Annotated in this window: 16 protein-coding genes and 1 other RNA gene; 12 read left to right on the top strand and 5 right to left on the bottom strand. The window is 47.3% G+C overall.

Features of this window, described 5'->3' with window-relative positions; all coding sequences use genetic code 11:
* Positions 1 to 576: 576 nt before the first annotated feature.
* From G499_RS0105260 to G499_RS18825, 3 genes are all read right to left on the bottom strand, one after another.
* Positions 577 to 3,804 carry a hypothetical protein gene (locus tag G499_RS0105260; protein ID WP_026999076.1) on the bottom strand — a complete coding sequence of 1,076 codons (3,228 nt, stop codon included), beginning with the start codon at positions 3,802 to 3,804 and terminating at the stop codon, positions 577 to 579.
* Between the two features lie 48 nt (positions 3,805 to 3,852).
* Complete coding sequence (locus G499_RS0105255; RefSeq protein ID WP_035726692.1) at positions 3,853 to 4,947, bottom strand: NAD(P)/FAD-dependent oxidoreductase; 1,095 nt, start codon at positions 4,945 to 4,947, stop codon at positions 3,853 to 3,855.
* A gap of 335 nt (positions 4,948 to 5,282) precedes the next feature.
* The gene (locus G499_RS18825; protein WP_035726582.1) at positions 5,283 to 8,129 is read right to left on the bottom strand and encodes a S9 family peptidase; all 2,847 of its coding nucleotides are present in this window, start codon (positions 8,127 to 8,129) and stop codon (positions 5,283 to 5,285) included.
* A 67-nt stretch (positions 8,130 to 8,196) separates the two neighbouring features.
* Between G499_RS18825 and G499_RS21680 the strand changes: the two genes are divergently transcribed.
* From G499_RS21680 to ffs, 12 genes are all read left to right on the top strand, one after another.
* Entirely contained in the window at positions 8,197 to 8,340 is a 144-nt protein-coding gene (locus G499_RS21680) for a hypothetical protein (RefSeq protein ID WP_154658319.1), read from the top strand.
* Positions 8,341 to 8,375: 35 nt separating this feature from the next.
* Positions 8,376 to 9,032: a fructose-6-phosphate aldolase gene (gene fsa / locus G499_RS0105240; RefSeq protein ID WP_026999074.1), complete on the top strand. Its 657-nt coding sequence runs from the start codon at positions 8,376 to 8,378 to the stop codon at positions 9,030 to 9,032.
* A gap of 88 nt (positions 9,033 to 9,120) precedes the next feature.
* Entirely contained in the window at positions 9,121 to 9,324 is a 204-nt protein-coding gene (locus G499_RS0105235; RefSeq protein ID WP_026999073.1) for a hypothetical protein, read from the top strand.
* 76 nt (positions 9,325 to 9,400) lie between these two features.
* Positions 9,401 to 9,505 (top strand): hypothetical protein, encoded by a 105-nt coding sequence (locus G499_RS22490; protein WP_211231584.1) that lies wholly within the window; start codon positions 9,401 to 9,403, stop codon positions 9,503 to 9,505.
* Positions 9,506 to 9,560: 55 nt separating this feature from the next.
* Entirely contained in the window at positions 9,561 to 9,716 is a 156-nt protein-coding gene (locus G499_RS22380) for a hypothetical protein (RefSeq protein WP_211231583.1), read from the top strand.
* 29 nt (positions 9,717 to 9,745) lie between these two features.
* Positions 9,746 to 9,958 carry a hypothetical protein gene (locus tag G499_RS0105225; RefSeq protein ID WP_026999072.1) on the top strand — a complete coding sequence of 71 codons (213 nt, stop codon included), beginning with the start codon at positions 9,746 to 9,748 and terminating at the stop codon, positions 9,956 to 9,958.
* A gap of 124 nt (positions 9,959 to 10,082) precedes the next feature.
* Complete coding sequence (locus tag G499_RS0105220; RefSeq protein WP_026999071.1) at positions 10,083 to 11,369, top strand: O-antigen ligase family protein; 1,287 nt, start codon at positions 10,083 to 10,085, stop codon at positions 11,367 to 11,369.
* 147 nt (positions 11,370 to 11,516) lie between these two features.
* Positions 11,517 to 12,869 (top strand): undecaprenyl-phosphate glucose phosphotransferase, encoded by a 1,353-nt coding sequence (locus G499_RS0105215; protein ID WP_161627698.1) that lies wholly within the window; start codon positions 11,517 to 11,519, stop codon positions 12,867 to 12,869.
* A gap of 72 nt (positions 12,870 to 12,941) precedes the next feature.
* Positions 12,942 to 14,009, top strand: a complete 1,068-nt coding sequence (locus G499_RS18820; protein ID WP_035726580.1) for a glycosyltransferase family 4 protein — start codon at positions 12,942 to 12,944, stop codon at positions 14,007 to 14,009.
* A gap of 118 nt (positions 14,010 to 14,127) precedes the next feature.
* On the top strand, positions 14,128 to 14,493 hold the full coding sequence (gene rplS, locus G499_RS0105205) for a 50S ribosomal protein L19 (protein WP_026999069.1): 366 nt from the start codon (positions 14,128 to 14,130) through the stop codon (positions 14,491 to 14,493).
* Between the two features lie 224 nt (positions 14,494 to 14,717).
* Positions 14,718 to 15,521 (top strand): diaminopimelate epimerase, encoded by an 804-nt coding sequence (locus tag G499_RS0105195; RefSeq protein ID WP_342663918.1) that lies wholly within the window; start codon positions 14,718 to 14,720, stop codon positions 15,519 to 15,521.
* Between the two features lie 65 nt (positions 15,522 to 15,586).
* Positions 15,587 to 15,674, top strand: an RNA gene (ffs, locus tag G499_RS21435) — signal recognition particle sRNA small type.
* 22 nt (positions 15,675 to 15,696) lie between these two features.
* Here the strand turns inward: ffs and G499_RS0105190 are convergent.
* Positions 15,697 to 16,080 carry a response regulator gene (locus tag G499_RS0105190; RefSeq protein ID WP_026999067.1) on the bottom strand — a complete coding sequence of 128 codons (384 nt, stop codon included), beginning with the start codon at positions 16,078 to 16,080 and terminating at the stop codon, positions 15,697 to 15,699.
* 67 nt (positions 16,081 to 16,147) lie between these two features.
* Positions 16,148 to 16,825 carry a metal-dependent hydrolase gene (locus G499_RS0105185; protein ID WP_026999066.1) on the bottom strand — a complete coding sequence of 226 codons (678 nt, stop codon included), beginning with the start codon at positions 16,823 to 16,825 and terminating at the stop codon, positions 16,148 to 16,150.
* Positions 16,826 to 16,912 lie beyond the last annotated feature (87 nt).

The following is a 16,912-nucleotide window of genomic DNA, read 5'->3' as shown; positions in this document are numbered from 1 at the left end:
ACAGTATACAACGCTCATGTTGTAGTACAAAGGTAGGCCAACATACACAAACCCGAAATAGAGTAACTACCTACACACCTGAGTAATATTACTCAAGCAAACATACAACACAATGATTATCAATATTTTATATAGCGAAAAAAGTCGATATTTTGCCCAATTATTTTGCCCAATTTCCTGTGTTGAAGTTTCGGAAACAGAAATTTAGTACTATCTATAAAATATGCTTTATGATTTGCATAACAAATCTACAAAAGGCACTTTCGTAATTTTGGTGTAAATACTAAAACCTGACAATAAGGATGAAATCAATGCGCTGACAATCAAAAAAGCACCAAACAAAAAGAAGATAATACGTGCCTTTTTGATATGTTCGACAGCATCTTGTACCTTGTTCTTTTGGATGATTTTTTTGGCAATAAAAGCGCCTTGTTCTTCTTTTGTGCCTTAGATAGGATACTGACACACAGGGCAAATCAATCTTGATTCGGCAAATGTGTTTTTACAATTGTTACACTGTATAGTGATGGTATGGGGAGTGGGTAAAAATCCGTTGATGAACACATACTGCCAAGGCTAGAAGTCATAACCAAAGGTTACATAAAACTTTGGTCTCTCGGCAGGAACGAAGTCTTCTACCCCCCAAGCCACATCTAGCTTTAGGTAATAGCCTAGCAAGATGGTGCGTGCTCCAAAGCCATAGCCAATCAAGAAAGGGCTTTTGAAGTTATTGACCGTAGCGAAGAAGGGTGTACCGGGAGCACCTATGTTTCGGGTGCTGACATTGTTCTCAGGCGTAAAGGGGTTGCCCTCAGTCCAAGCTGTTCCGGCATCGGTAAAGCCTACGAGCTGGAGGTTGCTCAAGATTTTGGAGGTGATGCGTTTGCCGAACAGATATCGGATAATCGGGAATCGTAGCTCGACATTGGTCAGCAAGACATTCGTGCCCGAGAATTTATTGTAGTTGAAGCCCCTCATATTGGTGATAAACTCTACAAAGAGTAGGTTGGGGTTGTTCAGCCCGGGTTCGGTTTGGAGCGCATCATCATTGCCAGTGTTATCTGTTTGTTGGCCAAACCAGTTGTCCATACCGCCAAGGAGGTAGCGCTTGGGGCTATTGCCACCAAAATGCCCGTAGACAACTCTCGTGGCCAGCATCAAGTCACGGTGTACACGGGTATAATTCCGAATATCTGCACTGAAGCGGTAGAAGCTCTCCGGCGCATCGCCTAGGGCGTTGAAGCTATAGAAGTTGGCCTTGGCGCGTGTGCCATAGATCATATTCATCCCATTGATGATGGTGTTGTCATAGACATACTCAGCCTTGTATCCAGCAAAATTGAGGACACTGTTGGGGACTGCCAGCAGGTTGGGGTTCAACTCTGTAAAAGTTGTATTGACAAAAAACGGCCCCACTTCGATGCGGCTGAGGTTGGTAAAAGGGTATGAAATACCGAAGGAGAAGGTATTTTTGGCATAACGCTGCAAAAGCGGAGGGCTATTGAGGAAGATGACATCGCGGTCGAAGCGGGCAATGTAATCGAAGCGCCGCCCCAAGCGCAAATAATCCACATAAAAGCTGCTGCTGCGCAAATCGCTAATCATCAGCAAGCCTGCACGGATGCGGTGGTTTTCGAGAATATCGGCAGTCGAAAAATTGAGCAAAGCCCCAAAGCCGCGCAGCGGGTCAAATAAGAAAGATGTTGTCAGGCCTTCGGTACGGAATCGGGGCTCGTATTCATAGGCTCCTATCACACGTATGTCGCCGCTACGGGCTTTTTTGGCTCGGTTCAGGATAGTACTTTGCGCTGTTTTGCCCTTGAGGTCTTTGTCGCGCCCGTCTTTTTCGATATTAAAAACATAGTTGTCCGTATCTACCTCATCCGGCTCATAAGGGTCTTCTTCGGGAGCTTTGTCCCTTTCGGTGAGGCCGTCGATGATGGTTTTTTGTCCTTTATCAGTATTGTTTTTGGAGAATCTGCTGGCCAACATATCCGCTCGTGGGGTTTTGAAAGGCGCTAGGTTGGCACTCAAATCCAGTACTTGTTTGACTACAGGGATGGGCTGCCCTTTAAAAAGCAAGGTATAGACCAATGACTGCGTGTTGAGGTCAAAGTCATAGCTCATAATACTTTGCTTGTAATTGGTCAGCAGTTGTACATCGCCAGAGTTGAAATTGTAGAGATATAACTGTGTGATACCTGTTTCATCACTGATATAGAGCATCCGCTCTTGGTCTACTGGCAAGGCCATCCGCTTGCTGCCTGTGCCATCAGTAAGGCGGTTGACTACACCTGTTTTCTTGGTGATATTATAGAGAAACAGGTCATACTGGTCGTCGAAGCGGTCAAAAGGCCCTCTATCATTGAAGAGATTAGTACGGAGCGTATCTTCGCGGCGATTGGAGCTAAACACAATCCAATCGTTACTGCCTTTGAGAAACCGTGGGTACAGGTCATCCTCCCAGTCTGAGGTAAGCTGGTCTACATAATCCAGCTCAAAATCATAGATAAAGATATCTGTTTCGGCTGTTTTATAATTGCTTTGCCCTTGTCGGTCGGCGCTCATTACTAGGAAATTTCCATCATCCGAAAAGCTATAACTATGTACCTGCCCTAAGGAGGCCCAGGAGCGGTCAAAAGTAGTTTTTTTGCGCATATTGAGTACTGTGAGCTTGGGCTTACCCTTGTCGAAGTGCATTACGCCTAGCTCTTGGTTGCTTTTCCAGCTTAGTTGCGGCACATTCTCGTCAAATCGCTGGTATACGGCATAGTATCCCGTTCGGAAAAGCTTCTTCTTCTTGGCTGGTTTTTGTGCGAGGTTACGCACAAATATTTTGTATCGCCCCTGTTTGTTTTCGGAGTAGGCCAGCTTATCGCCTTCAGGACTGATAGCCAGTGTATTGTATTTCAGCACCTTCCGGTTTCTATTGCGCACCTTGTAGTCGTATTCGGGGTCTTCGGTTTGCTCGTTGGTCAATCGGGTTACTTCTTCATAATACTTCTCCCAATCCCTAATAAAGCCCCGATAAGAGCCGCCAAAAGTGCTGGCGATGCTTTTTTTCTCATTCCGCAAAATACGGGCAAGGTTGAGGACATTGCTGAGGTTGTTTTTGCCATATTTTTCGGCGATAAAATTCCAGATAGACTGGCCTGCAATCACTGCATCTTCTCCGGTAAGCAGGTTGGGGCGTTTGAGTTTTTTAGAAATAACTAAGCTGCGGATTTTGTCATCCATTTCTTCATTCCAGCCAAAAGCAACATAGGCAGCAGCGCCTCCAATAAACCAATCAGAGAACTCTCCTCCATAAGTATTTTGGAGCAGGTCTTTGATATTGCCTCCATACAGCATTTCGGTAACAAACATATAAGAGACACCATAGAGCAGCTCTTTTTTGAAACTGATTTCACTGCCGGTATAGGGAATTTCGGCTTGGGCATTGATAAAGTTGGTCTGCCCACCTACTTGGAGTGCCTCCCTTCCGAGTCCTATATTGCTTTGTTGGAGCTCGTCTACCGAGTTGTAAATAAATATTTTGGCTTTTCGGCTGGGCAAATAACCAAGGGCATTGGTCAGGCGGTCAAACTCCGTTTCGAGATATCTTGCGGCAAGATTGGCCATACGCGCTCCACCGTCATAAAAATAGATATCGAAGTTGTCTGTTTTGTAATAACTCCAGTAGAAACGTTTGTGCTGCACCCGATTCTTACCAAAAGTAGCATCGGCGGCTTGGGCATATCCTTGGGTATAGTTGGCACAAATAAGGAGTATGAAGAGGGCGAAAAACCGGCAGAATCTGTTCATAGTGAGCAATGTTTGAAAATGTCCAAGCAAGGGTTTTCAGGAGGTGGGCTAAATTGTAGGAGCAGTAAAGTACTTGTTTGCATAACGCTGCAAATCCGCAGCGGGTTCTATGGCTTTCTGATGTATGAGCAAGTCAGCCAGCTGGGCGGCAAAATAGGGGGCTAATGATAGCCCCTTGGTACCAAGTCCATTGAGCAATGCTAAGTGGGGATGTTGGGGATGTACCCCCACCAGCGGCCTTCTGTCGGGAGTAGTAGGGCGAAGTCCTGCGGCTTGCGCTACCACAGTATAAGGAGGTTTGAAGGTTTGAGCCAACTTGGCTTCCAGCTCTTGTCGGGCGTGGTTGGTAGTTTGGGGAGAGTCATCTTGATTGTCATAAGTAGCACCTATACGCCAACGATGCCCTCCTAAAGGTAACATAAAAAACCCCTTATTGATGACCTCTTCGGGCTGTATGTGTGGCCAATCAGCGGGGAGAGTTATTTCGAGCCATTCGCCCTTGTTGGGGCGGATGGGCAGCCAGCTAAAAAATGGATTGTGTACCAAGGCGGCTCCTTCACAAAAAATCAGGGCTTTGGCCTGATGACCTTGCCATTGGGGACGGCCTGCGTGCCATTGAAGCGCTGCATAATCAAAGGTTTGGGCTTGATAGATGCCTTGTTGTTGAAAATATTGACGGAAAGCCTCCAACATTCTCCCCACCTCTACATATGCTCCTTGGCGAGTTTGCCAACCACCCAGCGGATTGGCTATATAAGGACTGTAGCGGCTGTCGTCCGTTTGGGAGTCTACAAATGCTGCCCAGCCGCGCTCAGCGCTTTGACCATACCAAGAGTTTTGGGCCTCTACACTGTCAAAAGTCCGGTATACTTCTTTGGGCATATAGAAATCGGCCTGGAGGAGGTTGCCCCATCGCGCATAAAAGTCGTGCAATACAGGGAATAGCCTATCCGCCATCCAAGTTCTGACCAAACGCCTGCCTGTGATGGGGTTACAGATGCCGGCGGCGGCCAGCGAGGCTGTAGGCTGCTCGGGTGCGTCCAAGAGCAGTACCTGCGCCCCGCGTTCGAGGAGCGTGGCCGTCATCACCGTACCGGCAATACCTTGGCCAACAATGATATAGTCGACTGAAGTATGTGTCATAAATGAGGTGTGTGCCCCCATAAATGGGGTAGCGGTTTAGTCCGTATAGTAAAACCCCAAAGATAGGTATAGAGTTTGGTTTTGGGGCAATTAGGCTCAGCAGCGAAGCAAGATAAAAAAGTATGGCTAATTTGGCAAAAATAACACACAAAGAGGTAGGAAAGCACCCCATAACGGCCAAAAACAGGTACAACTCATCCTTTGGCCCAACACACGACATCCTTTTCCCCTGATAATAAAGCCATTAGGATTCGCTTGACACAAAAAAAGCCACCCCAAAAATCTGGGATGGCTCAGTTTTCGAACTTCATATCGAAAGCCCTAAAAGGCAATCATTACTCTTCCATCAGCTCCAGGCCGGTGTTCAGCGATTTTTCGATTGCCGGAATGCCTTTCTCCAGCCACACTGGTGCAGGTGCATCTTTGAGATAATGGTCAAAGAATTGGTAAAGCCGCTTAGTAAAGTCTTTGCGGTTGTGGCGTTTCATTACTCCGTGGGCTTCGCCATTGTAATTGAGCATCCAAACAGGCTTGTCTAGTCGGCGTAAGGCCACATACAGCTCTATGCCTTGGTACCAAGGCACAGCCCCGTCTTCGTCGTTGTGGAGTAACAGTAGAGGCGTATTGATTTTGTCGGCAAAGAAGATGGGAGAATTTTCGATATACAAATCTTGCCGCTCCCACAAAGTAGCTCCTATACGGCTCTGGCTGTGCTCATACTGGAACATACGGCTCAGACCCGACTCCCAGCGAATGCCACCATAGGCACTGGTCATATTTGACACGGGCGCTCCGGCTTCGGCAGCACGAAACATATTCGTGCGTGTAACGAGATAGGCCGTCTGATAACCGCCCCAGCTATGCCCTTGGATACCTACGCGCTCAGGGTTGAGATAAGGGTGCGCCTTGAGCATTGCCTCTGTACCTGAGATAATACAGTTGTAGGCGCTTTCGCCAGGGTAGCCGTCTTTGTAGACAATATCCGGCACAAACACAAAGTAGCCGTTGCTAGTAAAATAGCTAAAATTGATGATAGAGCGGATAGGAGCCGGCGCCCAGTGGCGGTGGATATTTTCGGCATTGCGCTCATAGAAATACACCATCAGTGGGTATTTCTTGTTGGGGTCGAAGTTTTCTGGACGATAGAGCATCCCCTCCAGCGGTGTGCCATCGTAGGCTGTCCAAGAAACCGGCACTACACTACCCCATAGGTATTGGTCTTGTTGGGGGTTGGCGCGGCTGATACGCTGTTGTTTTTTGAAACCCAAGTCGCTGAGCTGAACATCTGGAAACTGGGTAAAGCTTTGCTTGGTAAAGAGTACATCCGGCGTGTTTTTGGCCTTGATGACATTATTGCTAAAAGCAAAATCTTCCTTGAGCAACACCTTAGGCTTGGCAGCCTTGGGCAAGGTAAGTTGGGCATAACCTTCGGCCTTCGATTTTTCCTCAAACAAATGCAAGAGCATTTGCGCATTAGGTCGGATAAAACGCTCCTCGGGGTCAAGGCGTATGTAGCGGTAAGTCGTTTGATTTTCGCGCCCGTTGGTGGTCAGGCGGATGGGTGCTTGCCGACCTTGCGGATCCAACTGCCATAGGTCGTAGCGATCATAGGCAATGAGCGCAGCATCATTTTCGAGCCAACCGGCAATCCCATACGCCGAAGGATAGTCGGGGTGGTCGTCGCGCTCATCATAAAATACCGTAGCAGCGGCTTGACTGATATTGCTCAGCTGTTCGCGCTCAAAATCATAGGCAAACCACGCAGAGTCCTGTACATTGTACCAATAGGCATAGCGGCCCTGTGGGGAGATTTGCGGGTATGCCTTTATTTTGGTGGCCAATAACTTGGCTGCACCGGTTTGTACATCCACACGGTAGATGTCGTGATAGGGTGGAAAACCCTCCCAAGTCGACAAACGGCGGTAAGGCACATCGGTGGCAGCTAGGGCATAGCGGGCATTGCCCTCGTTGCCAAGGCTGAGGTTAGGACGCTCTTCGGTAGCCAGAGCCAGAAGCTTGTTGTCTACGATGTGGTATACGGCCATATAGGCGCGTTTTTTCTCTCGCTCAGCATTGGCTTTTTGCTGGGTGTGGAGGTAGCCGTCTTGCCAGTGCCAAACTTCAACATTCACAATTTCTTCGGGCAATAGTGTTGTATCAGCTACGAGGGGTTTGGGGTGAATGCCAAAAAAGAGGCGGCGGCCATCTTGCGAAAACATCGGTTGTTGGTGCTCACTGACCATCCACTCCTGTGGGAATGCTGGCTGCCCTGCTTGGGCAATGCGTTGGGCTTCGGCTTGGCCATCGCGCCAGTAGTAGAGGTCATAGTACTTGAGCAAGGCTTTTTTGTGGTTGGCCGAGGTATCCGTATCTCCTACAAAGGCCAATTGTGTGCCGGCCTTGTCCCACTGTAGGTTTTTGTAGTCGCCCTTAGCGGCCTGGATGTGGGCGCGGCGCTGTTGTGTTAATAATTGGGCATATACTCCTTCGGGGAAGGTGCTGTCTTTGCCCTTGGTAACGAAGGCAAACGCAGGTGCTTCTTCTGCAAAAGCAAATTGGGTAGCATACCATACCGTGTCGCGAGCACTGGTTTGGAGGTTGAGCAAGACCAGTTTGCTGCCGTTTTCGGCGTTTTCTTTTTTGGCCTTTTCGGCTTTGGATTTTTGGGTCGAATCAGGCGTTGCGTCCTTCTCGGCTTTCTCTTTTTTGGAAGAAGGCTTTTCAGGCTCTAGCCAATAGGCCATCCATCCGGCATATTTTTCAGGCATTTCAAACCGTTTGACATCGGCTATTTTCTGAAGTTGGCCGTTGCGCAGGTCATAGATACCGAGCGAGTCCTTGGGTAAGTCTTCTTTTTTGACCTTGCGGCGGCGCATGGCTTTGAGTGTATCGGCCTGAGGGCTGATTTTAAACACCAACCAGCGGCTGTCAAAGCTGATTTTAGGGTTTTCACCCCGCTCAAAGCGGGTATATTTGCCCGTTTTTTGGTTGAAAAGCTCTAGGGTTGCATCCCCATCTTGAGGGTTGAGCACGTAGGCAATCCATTGTCCATCGGGGCTGATTTGGTGGGCTTGTATTTCGCGCCAACCATCATATACATCGTGTGTAAGCGCTTGTTTCTGTGCCCAAACTGAAAACGGCAGGCAGCAGGCCAACAAGAGCAGTAGGTAGCATTGTCGCATAGACGAGGGGTTTTATGTTCACAATCTGAGCTAAAAATACACAAAAAGCCCCAAGTCTCCTATCCCTATGCCTAGACAACACCTCTGGCGCGGCAATGGAAGCTTTTGGCCAGACAAACGCAGCCGCCAAAGAATCTACAACAAAAGCAGAAGAATCGCTTCGGGTAAGGCGTATATCTCAGAAAAGTTGTTTAATTTTACTACCCTGTAGTAATGTACTTACTTTTACCCCCCTCCCACTGTTTTATGAAATTCTTTATCGATACGGCCAACCTTAGTGAAATTCAGGAAGCACAAGACCTCGGCGTGCTTGACGGCGTAACCACCAACCCCTCTCTGATGGCCAAAGAAGGGATTAAAGGTACAGATGCCGTAATGGCTCATTACAAAGCCATTTGTGCTATTGTAGACGGCGACGTGAGCGCCGAAGTCATCGCCACAGACTATGCAGGGATGATTCGCGAGGGTGAGGCATTGGCCGCGCTCGACGACAAAATCGTGGTCAAAATACCCATGATTCGCGATGGAGTCAAAGCCATCAAGTATTTCAGCGACCAAGGTATCCGTACCAACTGCACCCTAGTGTTTTCGGCTGGGCAGGCCATCTTGGCAGCCAAGGCGGGGGCTTCTTATGTGTCGCCGTTTGTAGGTCGTCTCGACGATGTCAGCCAAGACGGCTTGGCGCTTATCGCGCAGATTACGGAAATTTATGGCAACTTTGGGTTTCATACCGAAGTACTGGCAGCCTCTGTACGCCACGTGATGCACTTGGTGGAGTGTGCCGAAATTGGAGCCGATGTGGTTACCTGCCCGCTTAGTGTCATCACTGGCTTGCTCAATCACCCCCTGACAGACATTGGCCTGGCCAAGTTCCTCAGCGATTACCAAAAAAATAACGGCTAACCAATGCCCCCCGCGCCAAGGTCAAAACTTTTGGCCTTGGGCGCTTGTTTTGCGCTTATCAGGTGTTTCTCTTATCTACTCTGTCGTTATGCATATTATCAAAGTAAAAGGCAAGGCCAAAATCCCCGATTATATCCAACTAAGGGATAGTAATTTTGTATTGGTGGCTTATTTTCGCGCCGACCGACCGCTCAAAAATCTGGACAAATATGGCCTCGAAGGAAAAGAAGAGCCATTGCGCCAACTCATTGACACGATGCCCTATGGCAAGCTGCAAAAGTTAGAGTTGTAGCCCAAGGAGGAATTGCTGCTCAACCATTGTTGTTGTGCGAAGTTTGGCGCTGACCAATCTTTCAACAGCTATTACGATGATTCTGAATATTACTACCACACACCAACCAGCCACAGCGCTGGGGTATTTGCTGTATAAACACCCCGATAAGGTTCAATCTGTAACACTGTCTATGGGGTAGGCACATATTTTTTATCCTCAAAAAAGCGAGCAAAAAACTACCGTCAGCCTTTTGTTTGTTAGAGATAGACCCCATCAAAATGGTGCGACAGGCGCGCAACCTAAGCGGAGAAAATTTTGCCCTTGGGCAGTATGTAAACGATGAAGCCTATGTCGCCTCTTCGTTGATGAGTGTAGCCATCGCACAGGATGCGTTTTTGTCGGAAAACTAACATCCCTACGTTATCCTGAATAAGAGCTAGTGGCCGTAGAGGCTCGCCAAGTATACCGTACTCCTGTAAAACCAATCAACTTTGATACATCACAAGAAAAACGTAGCGTTCAACAAGTAGATTTTGCACTAGGCATCGAAGCCCTAGAGCGCTTTGTCAATAAAGAACCTCTAAGACGCATCTACGAAAGCGTTTTTGGGATATTGGCGCTCGAAAGCGAAGAAGTTGACCCTCGACTCTGAGCTACACTGGAGCGCCAATGAGTCTCCCCCACAAAACACAATAAGAAGCAGGCTGTACCTTGGCCTACCCAAAATTATGTGTATCTTTGGCTTTATCATTTTTTAGTATACTTCTACACTATTTATGCCCCTATTAGCTTCTCAAAAAGCACCTATACCGCTACAGACCTATTGGCAAATCATTGTTTTTTTGCTCGTTTGTTGGATACCTTTTGGCATGTTGGGGGGAGATAGCAAACTAGGCCTTATTAAACACCTAGGGCAAATCCAATGGGGAAGCTTATGGATAGCCTGTCTGGCATTACTCTGGCTGATGGGGCTATTGTATCACAAACCTACACGCCCGACCATCTCCCTCGATTGGCTGCTTATTATCAGTATCTTTTATCTGCTACACCTCCTGGCCTACAAACCCAGCCAATCCACACAAGCCATACACGAAATTACCACACGCCTGCCGTTGGTCTTGCTGCCGTGGTTTTTTGCGACAGGTCGCTTTTCCTTGCCTATGCAAAAGCTTCTCAGTGCCTTTGTCATTGCAGTCTGGGTAGCCACCTTGCTGACTTTCAGGGAGGGCTTCGCCTTTATCCTCGACCTCAACTCCGGCCTACCCAAACTGCAACGCCTGATAGTCATGCATCGTCCATACTTGGGACTTTACGTAGGGTTTTCGATGCTGATTTTGTTGAGCCGCCTACTGACCTATACCAATCCGCGACAAGAAAAGTGGATTATTGGCCTCTTGGGGTATTTTGGTTTATTTCTGCTCTTGATTCAGGCCAAGATGACGCTCTTAGGCATCGCCGCTACGCTGATTATCCTGCTGACGGTCTATTGGATACAGACTAGCCGCTATGTCTTAGCAGGCCTATTTTGGGTACTCCTGCTGAGCATCAGCATAGGCCTGTACCATACCCACAACGGACAGGCTTTTGTTCAAAACCTCACCCGTATCGACTGGATAGAAGCGCATATCCGCAACCCTGACACCGCCGTCCAACAATATACCCGTCAGAACATCTTGGTTTGTGGGCTACAGATTCTCAGCCAAAACCAGCAGTGGCTCTACGGCCTAGGCACAGGAGGCGTACAAGCTCAGCTCCAAGCTTGTTATGCAGGCAAAGGATTTGTATATGAAAAATCATTACAGCTCAACGCACACAATGAGTATCTCCAGACGACTCTCCGCCATGGCATCATCGGCTTGTTACTGCTCATCGGTGTTTTGATTTTGCCCCTCTACCGAAGCCTCGCCCAAAGACAGTACCTCTATGCAGCCTTCTTGTTGCTCTGTGCTTTTGCGTTCCTGACCGAGTCTATGTTGAGTCGCCAAGCAGGGGTGATATTCTTCGCATTTTTCAACTCACTCTTCGCATTCCACTATTTATCAAACCGAATAGAGGTTTCATAAACTAAGTACAAACAATTCTCCTTCACATCACAACACGAGTCTCTAACTTTGCGTATATCTACTCAATTGGATAAACCCAACAGAGTAAACCCATCAACCACAACACCATAAAACAACAACTTTATGCTCAAGGATTACGCAAAACTCATGCGACTGTTTTATTTGACAGGAGACCTACTCCTGCTGAATATGGCTTTTATCCTAAGCTATTGGCTTAAGTTTGACGGTCTCCAAAACTTTGTGTCCAGTTCATACGGGCTCTTGCTGGTCTATTTCAATATCCTTTGGATAGGCATCACTTTCTTGCGCAACAACAATGTGTATGCCCGCCTCGACCGCTACCGCACTGTCTTCCAAAAAGCTATCATCGCAGCCATACTACACCTAGTAGTAGTGGTCGTGGCTTTTTGGGCACTCAAAAACAACTACTTTTCCCGCCTACACTTGGGCTATACCTATGCTTTTTTTATAGGGGGAATGATTGCATTCCGTACCATATCCGTATACTTCATCCGTACATACCGCTCCTTGGGCTACAACCAAAAACGCGTAGTGATTGTAGGGTATAATGAAGCCGGAAAAGCCCTAGAAAAATTCTTTGCCGAACGCCCCGACTTGGGCTTTCAGTTTGCTGGGTATTTTGACCCCACCCTCACACCCAACAACGACGCAGATGCGTTTTTGCAAAAACTAGATGATTTTCTGGCCAATAACGAGACAGACGAAGTTCTCTTTACGCTCTCTATAGACGCTCACGAAACCCTAAACGCCGTACGTAAAATAGCCGATAAACACCTGCTCAGAGTCAAAACCGTAACTACACAACCTGATTTTGACAGCTTCCGCGTCGAAAGCTACGGAACAGTGCCTTTGGTTCCCTTGCGCCACGAACCCCTGACCCAACTGGGCAACCGGATAATCAAGCGCTCCTTCGACATTGTCTTTGCTTCTTTGGTACTTGTCTTTATCCTCTCTTGGCTTATTCCCTTGATTGGCCTCATTATCAAGCTCGATTCCAAAGGCCCGGTCTTTTTTCGACAAAAACGCTCTGGCAGAGACGGCAAGCACTTTTTGTGCTACAAGTTTCGTACGATGACCTACCAAAAAAACGCCACCTTTGTGCAAGCTACTAAGAATGATAGCCGGGTAACACGAGTGGGGAAGTTTTTGCGCAAAACCAACCTAGACGAGCTGCCTCAGTTTATCAATGTGTTTTTGGGAGATATGACCGTAGTTGGTCCGCGCCCACACCCTATCCCTTTAGATGAGCAGTTCAAAGTCTATATTGACAAGTATGTCGTGCGCCATCTTGTAAAACCTGGGGTTACCGGCTTGGCTCAAGCCAAGGGGCTTCGTGGAGAAACAAGAGATGTACAGTCGATGCACCACCGCATCAGAATGGATATCTTTTATGTAGAAAATTGGTCTTTTTGGTTTGACCTCAAGATCATTGTGATGACTGTGGTGAATATGCTGGTGGGAGATAAAAACGCTTACTAAACCTTGTTGTAGAAATAGTACGCTTTTTGTACCGTAGCGTGTTGTAGCGCTACTTCACTTTACAAGGTTTTTATGATGATGATACTGGCACTTTTAAGTGCATTTGTGATAAGCTATGTGATGATACCTGCCCTCATCCGAATAGCCGAAGAAAAGCAACTCTATGATACGCCCGATAATGAGCGTAAGCGCCATTTGGTGCATATACCAAACTTAGGCGGGGTTGCTATCTTTGCTGGTGCCTTGGCTACAATCACCTTGCTGGCAGACCAAAGCACGGCTGCCTTTTTACATCTCTTGGCAGCCTTGCTCATCTTGTTTTTTGCGGGTATCAAGGATGATATATTTCCCTTATCGCCCAGCAAAAAATTTGCAGCCCAACTTATTGCTGTCATCATCATTGTTTGGCGAGCAGATATTCGCCTCACTGGGTTTTATGGTTTTTTGGGTATTGAAGAATTGCCCTACATGTTGAGCCTGTTGTTTTCGGGCTTTGTGGTCTTGGTCATCATCAATGCGTTCAACCTTTTGGACGGCATCAACGGTTTGGCCGCCGGCATCGCTTTCTGGGTGTTGGCAGTATTGGGGGCTATTTTTTATCTATGGAATCTGACCCCTTGGCTCACCCTGATGGCAGCTACTGCCGGAGCCTGTGTGGCCTTTCTGGTGTTCAATTTCCAAAACCGTATTTTTATGGGCGATACTGGCTCGATGTTCATCGGAGCCATTTGTGCCGTTGGCACCATTGTCTTTATCAACGAAGCCGATGCACGGCAATGGCTGCCGACGGGATATATTCCTGTATTTGCCTTTTTTTTATTGGGCTTGCCACTTTTTGATACCCTCAGGGTATTTGCTTGGCGGCTGTTTGTGTTGAAACGCTCTCCATTTCGTGGCGACCGCAACCACCTGCATCACTTGCTCATCGACACAGGCCATACCCACATCCAAGCCTCTTTCATACTTTATGGCCTACACTTACTGTGGTTGGGGCTTGCCTACTGCGCCAAAGACTATGCCCCGGGCTGGGTATTGCTCTTGCTGCTAGGGGTAGCGCTTATGGCTACAGGGCTGGGAGTATATATTGGCAAAGCAAAAAAAAACAATCAACTCCATAGCCCAGAACCCTACAAAGCCTAAGAAAGTAGAGAATTATTTTGGCGTAAACAAGCTAAAGTCTTCAGGATTAGTTATATTTGCGTCCCATTTCAGTTTTAGCCTGTTTGCAAATCATTAATACAAGCATAAATCAAAGGTTATGAGCGAGTTAATCAAATACATTGAATCTGAATATCAAGAAGCACGCAAGGATATTCCTGAGTTCAAGTCTGGTGATACGATAAACGTACACGTAAAAATCCGTGAGGGTAACAAAGAACGTATCCAGCAGTTCAAAGGCGTGGTGATCCAACGCAAGAACAGCAACACCAACGGTGAAACTTTTACTGTTCGTAAAGTATCAAACGGTGTTGGGGTAGAGCGTATCTTCCCTTTGTTGTCTCCAAACATCGAAAAAATTGAAGTTGTCCGTCGCGGTGTTGTACGTCGTGCGCGTCTGTACTACCTCCGTGGCAAAATGGGCAAAGCTGCACGTATCAAGGAGCGTGTAACAGATAACAACTAAGCACTATTGTTGTCTGCTTTTTCTTTCAAGTTGTCAAGCCGCTGTTTTGGTTGCGCCTCTGCGCATCAGAGCGCTTTTTGACAACTTCTTTTTTTACCCTATGGGGCTTTTTGTAATTGTACATTTATTTTTTAACAACAGGAAATCCCCATAAGGCTTTTTAGCAACGTAGTTGCACAACATAGCTAGCCTTATATCTCCTCTCCTTTAGAGTTTCTTATCTTATGATGACAGCACATATTCCTTTTTTCAAATACCAAGGCACCGGCAACGACTTTGTGATGATAGACAATCGTCAAGGGCATTTCCCTTATAGCAAGGAGTTGGTAGCGGCTATGTGTCATCGACGGCTTGGTATTGGTGCGGATGGGCTTATCTTGATAGAAGAAGCCAATGGCTATGACTTCCGAATGCGTTACTATAATGCCGACGGTGGCGAGGGGAGTATGTGTGGCAATGGGGGGCGTTGTGCGGTACAGTTTGCTCATTTTTTAGGGATATTCGACCAACAGACGCACTTTATCGCCGTAGATGGCCCTCACGAGGCTACTCGTATTGGTACGGCTATTTCGCTCAAGATGCTTGACGTATCGGAGATAGCGCAAGGCGACGGCTATTATTTCCTCAATACTGGCTCCCCACACTATGTGGCTTTTGTAGATGATTTGTCTCAATATCCGGTAGTGGCCGAAGGCAAACGCATTCGTTACGGAGCGCCGTTTGTGTCGGCAGGAGGCACCAATGTCAACTTTATGAGCCTAGACCAAGCCCCCAACAGCCTATGTGTACGTACTTATGAGCGAGGAGTAGAAGACGAAACTTTCTCTTGTGGCACAGGCGTAACGGCTTGTGCATTGGTGGCAGCTGTTCAAGAGGGTGTCCAAAGCCCTGTATCTATTCAAACTACCGGCGGGCTGTTGCAAGTAAAATTTGAAAAAAAATCGGCCAACAGCTTTCAAAACATCTATCTTCAAGGGCCTGCCATTCAAGTCTTTGAGGGACAATGGCCTCTACCAAAACAAGGATAATCCTAAAATAAAGCGTTTTTGGAGGGTAGAAGATTTGACAAAATCAAAAACCTTTGTACCTTTGTATCGGCAGTGCTACTAGCTCCTGTTGAATCCCCCAGGGTCGGAAGACAGCAAGGGTAGATGGTTGAGCAGTGAGACACTGCCTTTTTTATTTTTTTACCTTTTTAGAGGTTTATAAGTCCTTCAGAAACTTTTCGATTTTAGCTACATCCAAAGGCTTGACCACATAGCCCAAAATCTGTGCATAATTTTTAGCCTGTACAATATCTTGCTTGCGGATAGAGGAGGTAAGAATTAGGACTTTGAAATCAGACTTTTGCATTGCCAGTTGTGCCATCAATGCCCAACCATCCAACTCCGGCATATTCAAATCCAATAAAATCAGGGTGTCTTCGAGCGCATCAGTACTCAGGAAATGTAAGGCTTCTGGGGCTTGGGTAAATACTTTTACTTCCCATTGGGGGTTGTATTTGTGTAAACTGCGCTCATTGATAAGGTTGCTTACCTCATCATCATCCACTAAAATAATACACTTGATAGAAGATTGTTGGCTCATAGCATCAAGAGAGTAATCACGGGCCGCCTGCCCTTGAGACGAGCAGACGGATATGGGTTTAGTTGTGTTAGAGGGAGAGGCTCTCCCCAATATGAAGTAGTATGAGTTCTTTTCCTTTGGCAGCAAAAGCCTCCTTAGCGGCTTGTGGGTCTATTTTGATATAGCCAAAGGTATCGTAGTGAATGCCGAGAACCTTGTTGCAGCCGATAAAATCAGCGGCGATGATGGCATCCTCCACCCCCATCGTAAAGTTGTCGCCAATGGGTAGCAAGGCCAAATCGAGTTGGGCAAACCGAGGGATGAGCTGCATATCCAAGGTGAGTGCGGTGTCGCCGGCGTGGTAGATGGTCTTGTCGCCCCATAGGATAAAACCACCGGGGTTGCCGCCGGGGCTGCCGTCGGGCAGGGTGCTGGAATGGACTGCGTGGACATATTTTACCTTGCCGAAGTCAAAATTCCAGCTACCGCCGTGGTTCATCGGATGGTTTTTTTGCACGCCTTGTTTGGCAAACCACTCTACCACCTCAAAATTAGAGACGAGGGTAGCATCGGCTTGGAGCGCGATTTCGGCAGCATCGGCCACATGGTCGGCGTGGCCGTGGGTCAACAACACATAATCAGGGCGTAATTGGGCTACGTCTATGTGTGCCGCTAGGGGGTTATGCTTGATAAATGGGTCAAAGAGGATGGTCTTGCCTTGTGTTTCGACGGCTACACAAGAATGACCATAATAGGTGATTTTCATAAACAGTGATGTGTTTGTGTGTTGGAAATAAGCAGATACTTTATACCCAATCAACATTGGTTTGGGAAATGGATATGCGGACAATCC

This window comes from Eisenibacter elegans DSM 3317 (assembly GCF_000430505.1).
GTDB classification, from domain to species: domain Bacteria; phylum Bacteroidota; class Bacteroidia; order Cytophagales; family Microscillaceae; genus Eisenibacter; species Eisenibacter elegans.
Note: the sequence above shows the minus strand (reverse complement) of the source record. Positions and strands in the feature narration are given on the sequence as shown.

Bases quoted from the DNA above. Each gene is read 5' to 3' on its own strand.
- G499_RS0105220 (WP_026999071.1), top strand. From the start codon at position 10,083: ATGCCCCTATTAGCTTCTCAAAAAGCACCTATACCGCTACAGACCTAT.
- G499_RS0105190 (WP_026999067.1), bottom strand. From the start codon at position 16,080: ATGAGCCAACAATCTTCTATCAAGTGTATTATTTTAGTGGATGATGAT.
- G499_RS0105215 (WP_161627698.1), top strand. From the start codon at position 11,517: ATGCGACTGTTTTATTTGACAGGAGACCTACTCCTGCTGAATATGGCT.
- G499_RS18825 (WP_035726582.1), bottom strand. From the start codon at position 8,129: ATGCGACAATGCTACCTACTGCTCTTGTTGGCCTGCTGCCTGCCGTTT.
- G499_RS21680 (WP_154658319.1), top strand. From the start codon at position 8,197: ATGCCTAGACAACACCTCTGGCGCGGCAATGGAAGCTTTTGGCCAGAC.
- G499_RS0105255 (WP_035726692.1), bottom strand. From the start codon at position 4,947: ATGACACATACTTCAGTCGACTATATCATTGTTGGCCAAGGTATTGCC.
- G499_RS0105195 (WP_342663918.1), top strand. From the start codon at position 14,718: ATGATGACAGCACATATTCCTTTTTTCAAATACCAAGGCACCGGCAAC.
- fsa (WP_026999074.1), top strand. From the start codon at position 8,376: ATGAAATTCTTTATCGATACGGCCAACCTTAGTGAAATTCAGGAAGCA.
- rplS (WP_026999069.1), top strand. From the start codon at position 14,128: ATGAGCGAGTTAATCAAATACATTGAATCTGAATATCAAGAAGCACGC.
- G499_RS0105235 (WP_026999073.1), top strand. From the start codon at position 9,121: ATGCATATTATCAAAGTAAAAGGCAAGGCCAAAATCCCCGATTATATC.
- G499_RS22490 (WP_211231584.1), top strand. From the start codon at position 9,401: ATGATTCTGAATATTACTACCACACACCAACCAGCCACAGCGCTGGGG.
- G499_RS0105260 (WP_026999076.1), bottom strand. From the start codon at position 3,804: ATGAACAGATTCTGCCGGTTTTTCGCCCTCTTCATACTCCTTATTTGT.
- G499_RS0105185 (WP_026999066.1), bottom strand. From the start codon at position 16,825: ATGAAAATCACCTATTATGGTCATTCTTGTGTAGCCGTCGAAACACAA.
- G499_RS18820 (WP_035726580.1), top strand. From the start codon at position 12,942: ATGATGATGATACTGGCACTTTTAAGTGCATTTGTGATAAGCTATGTG.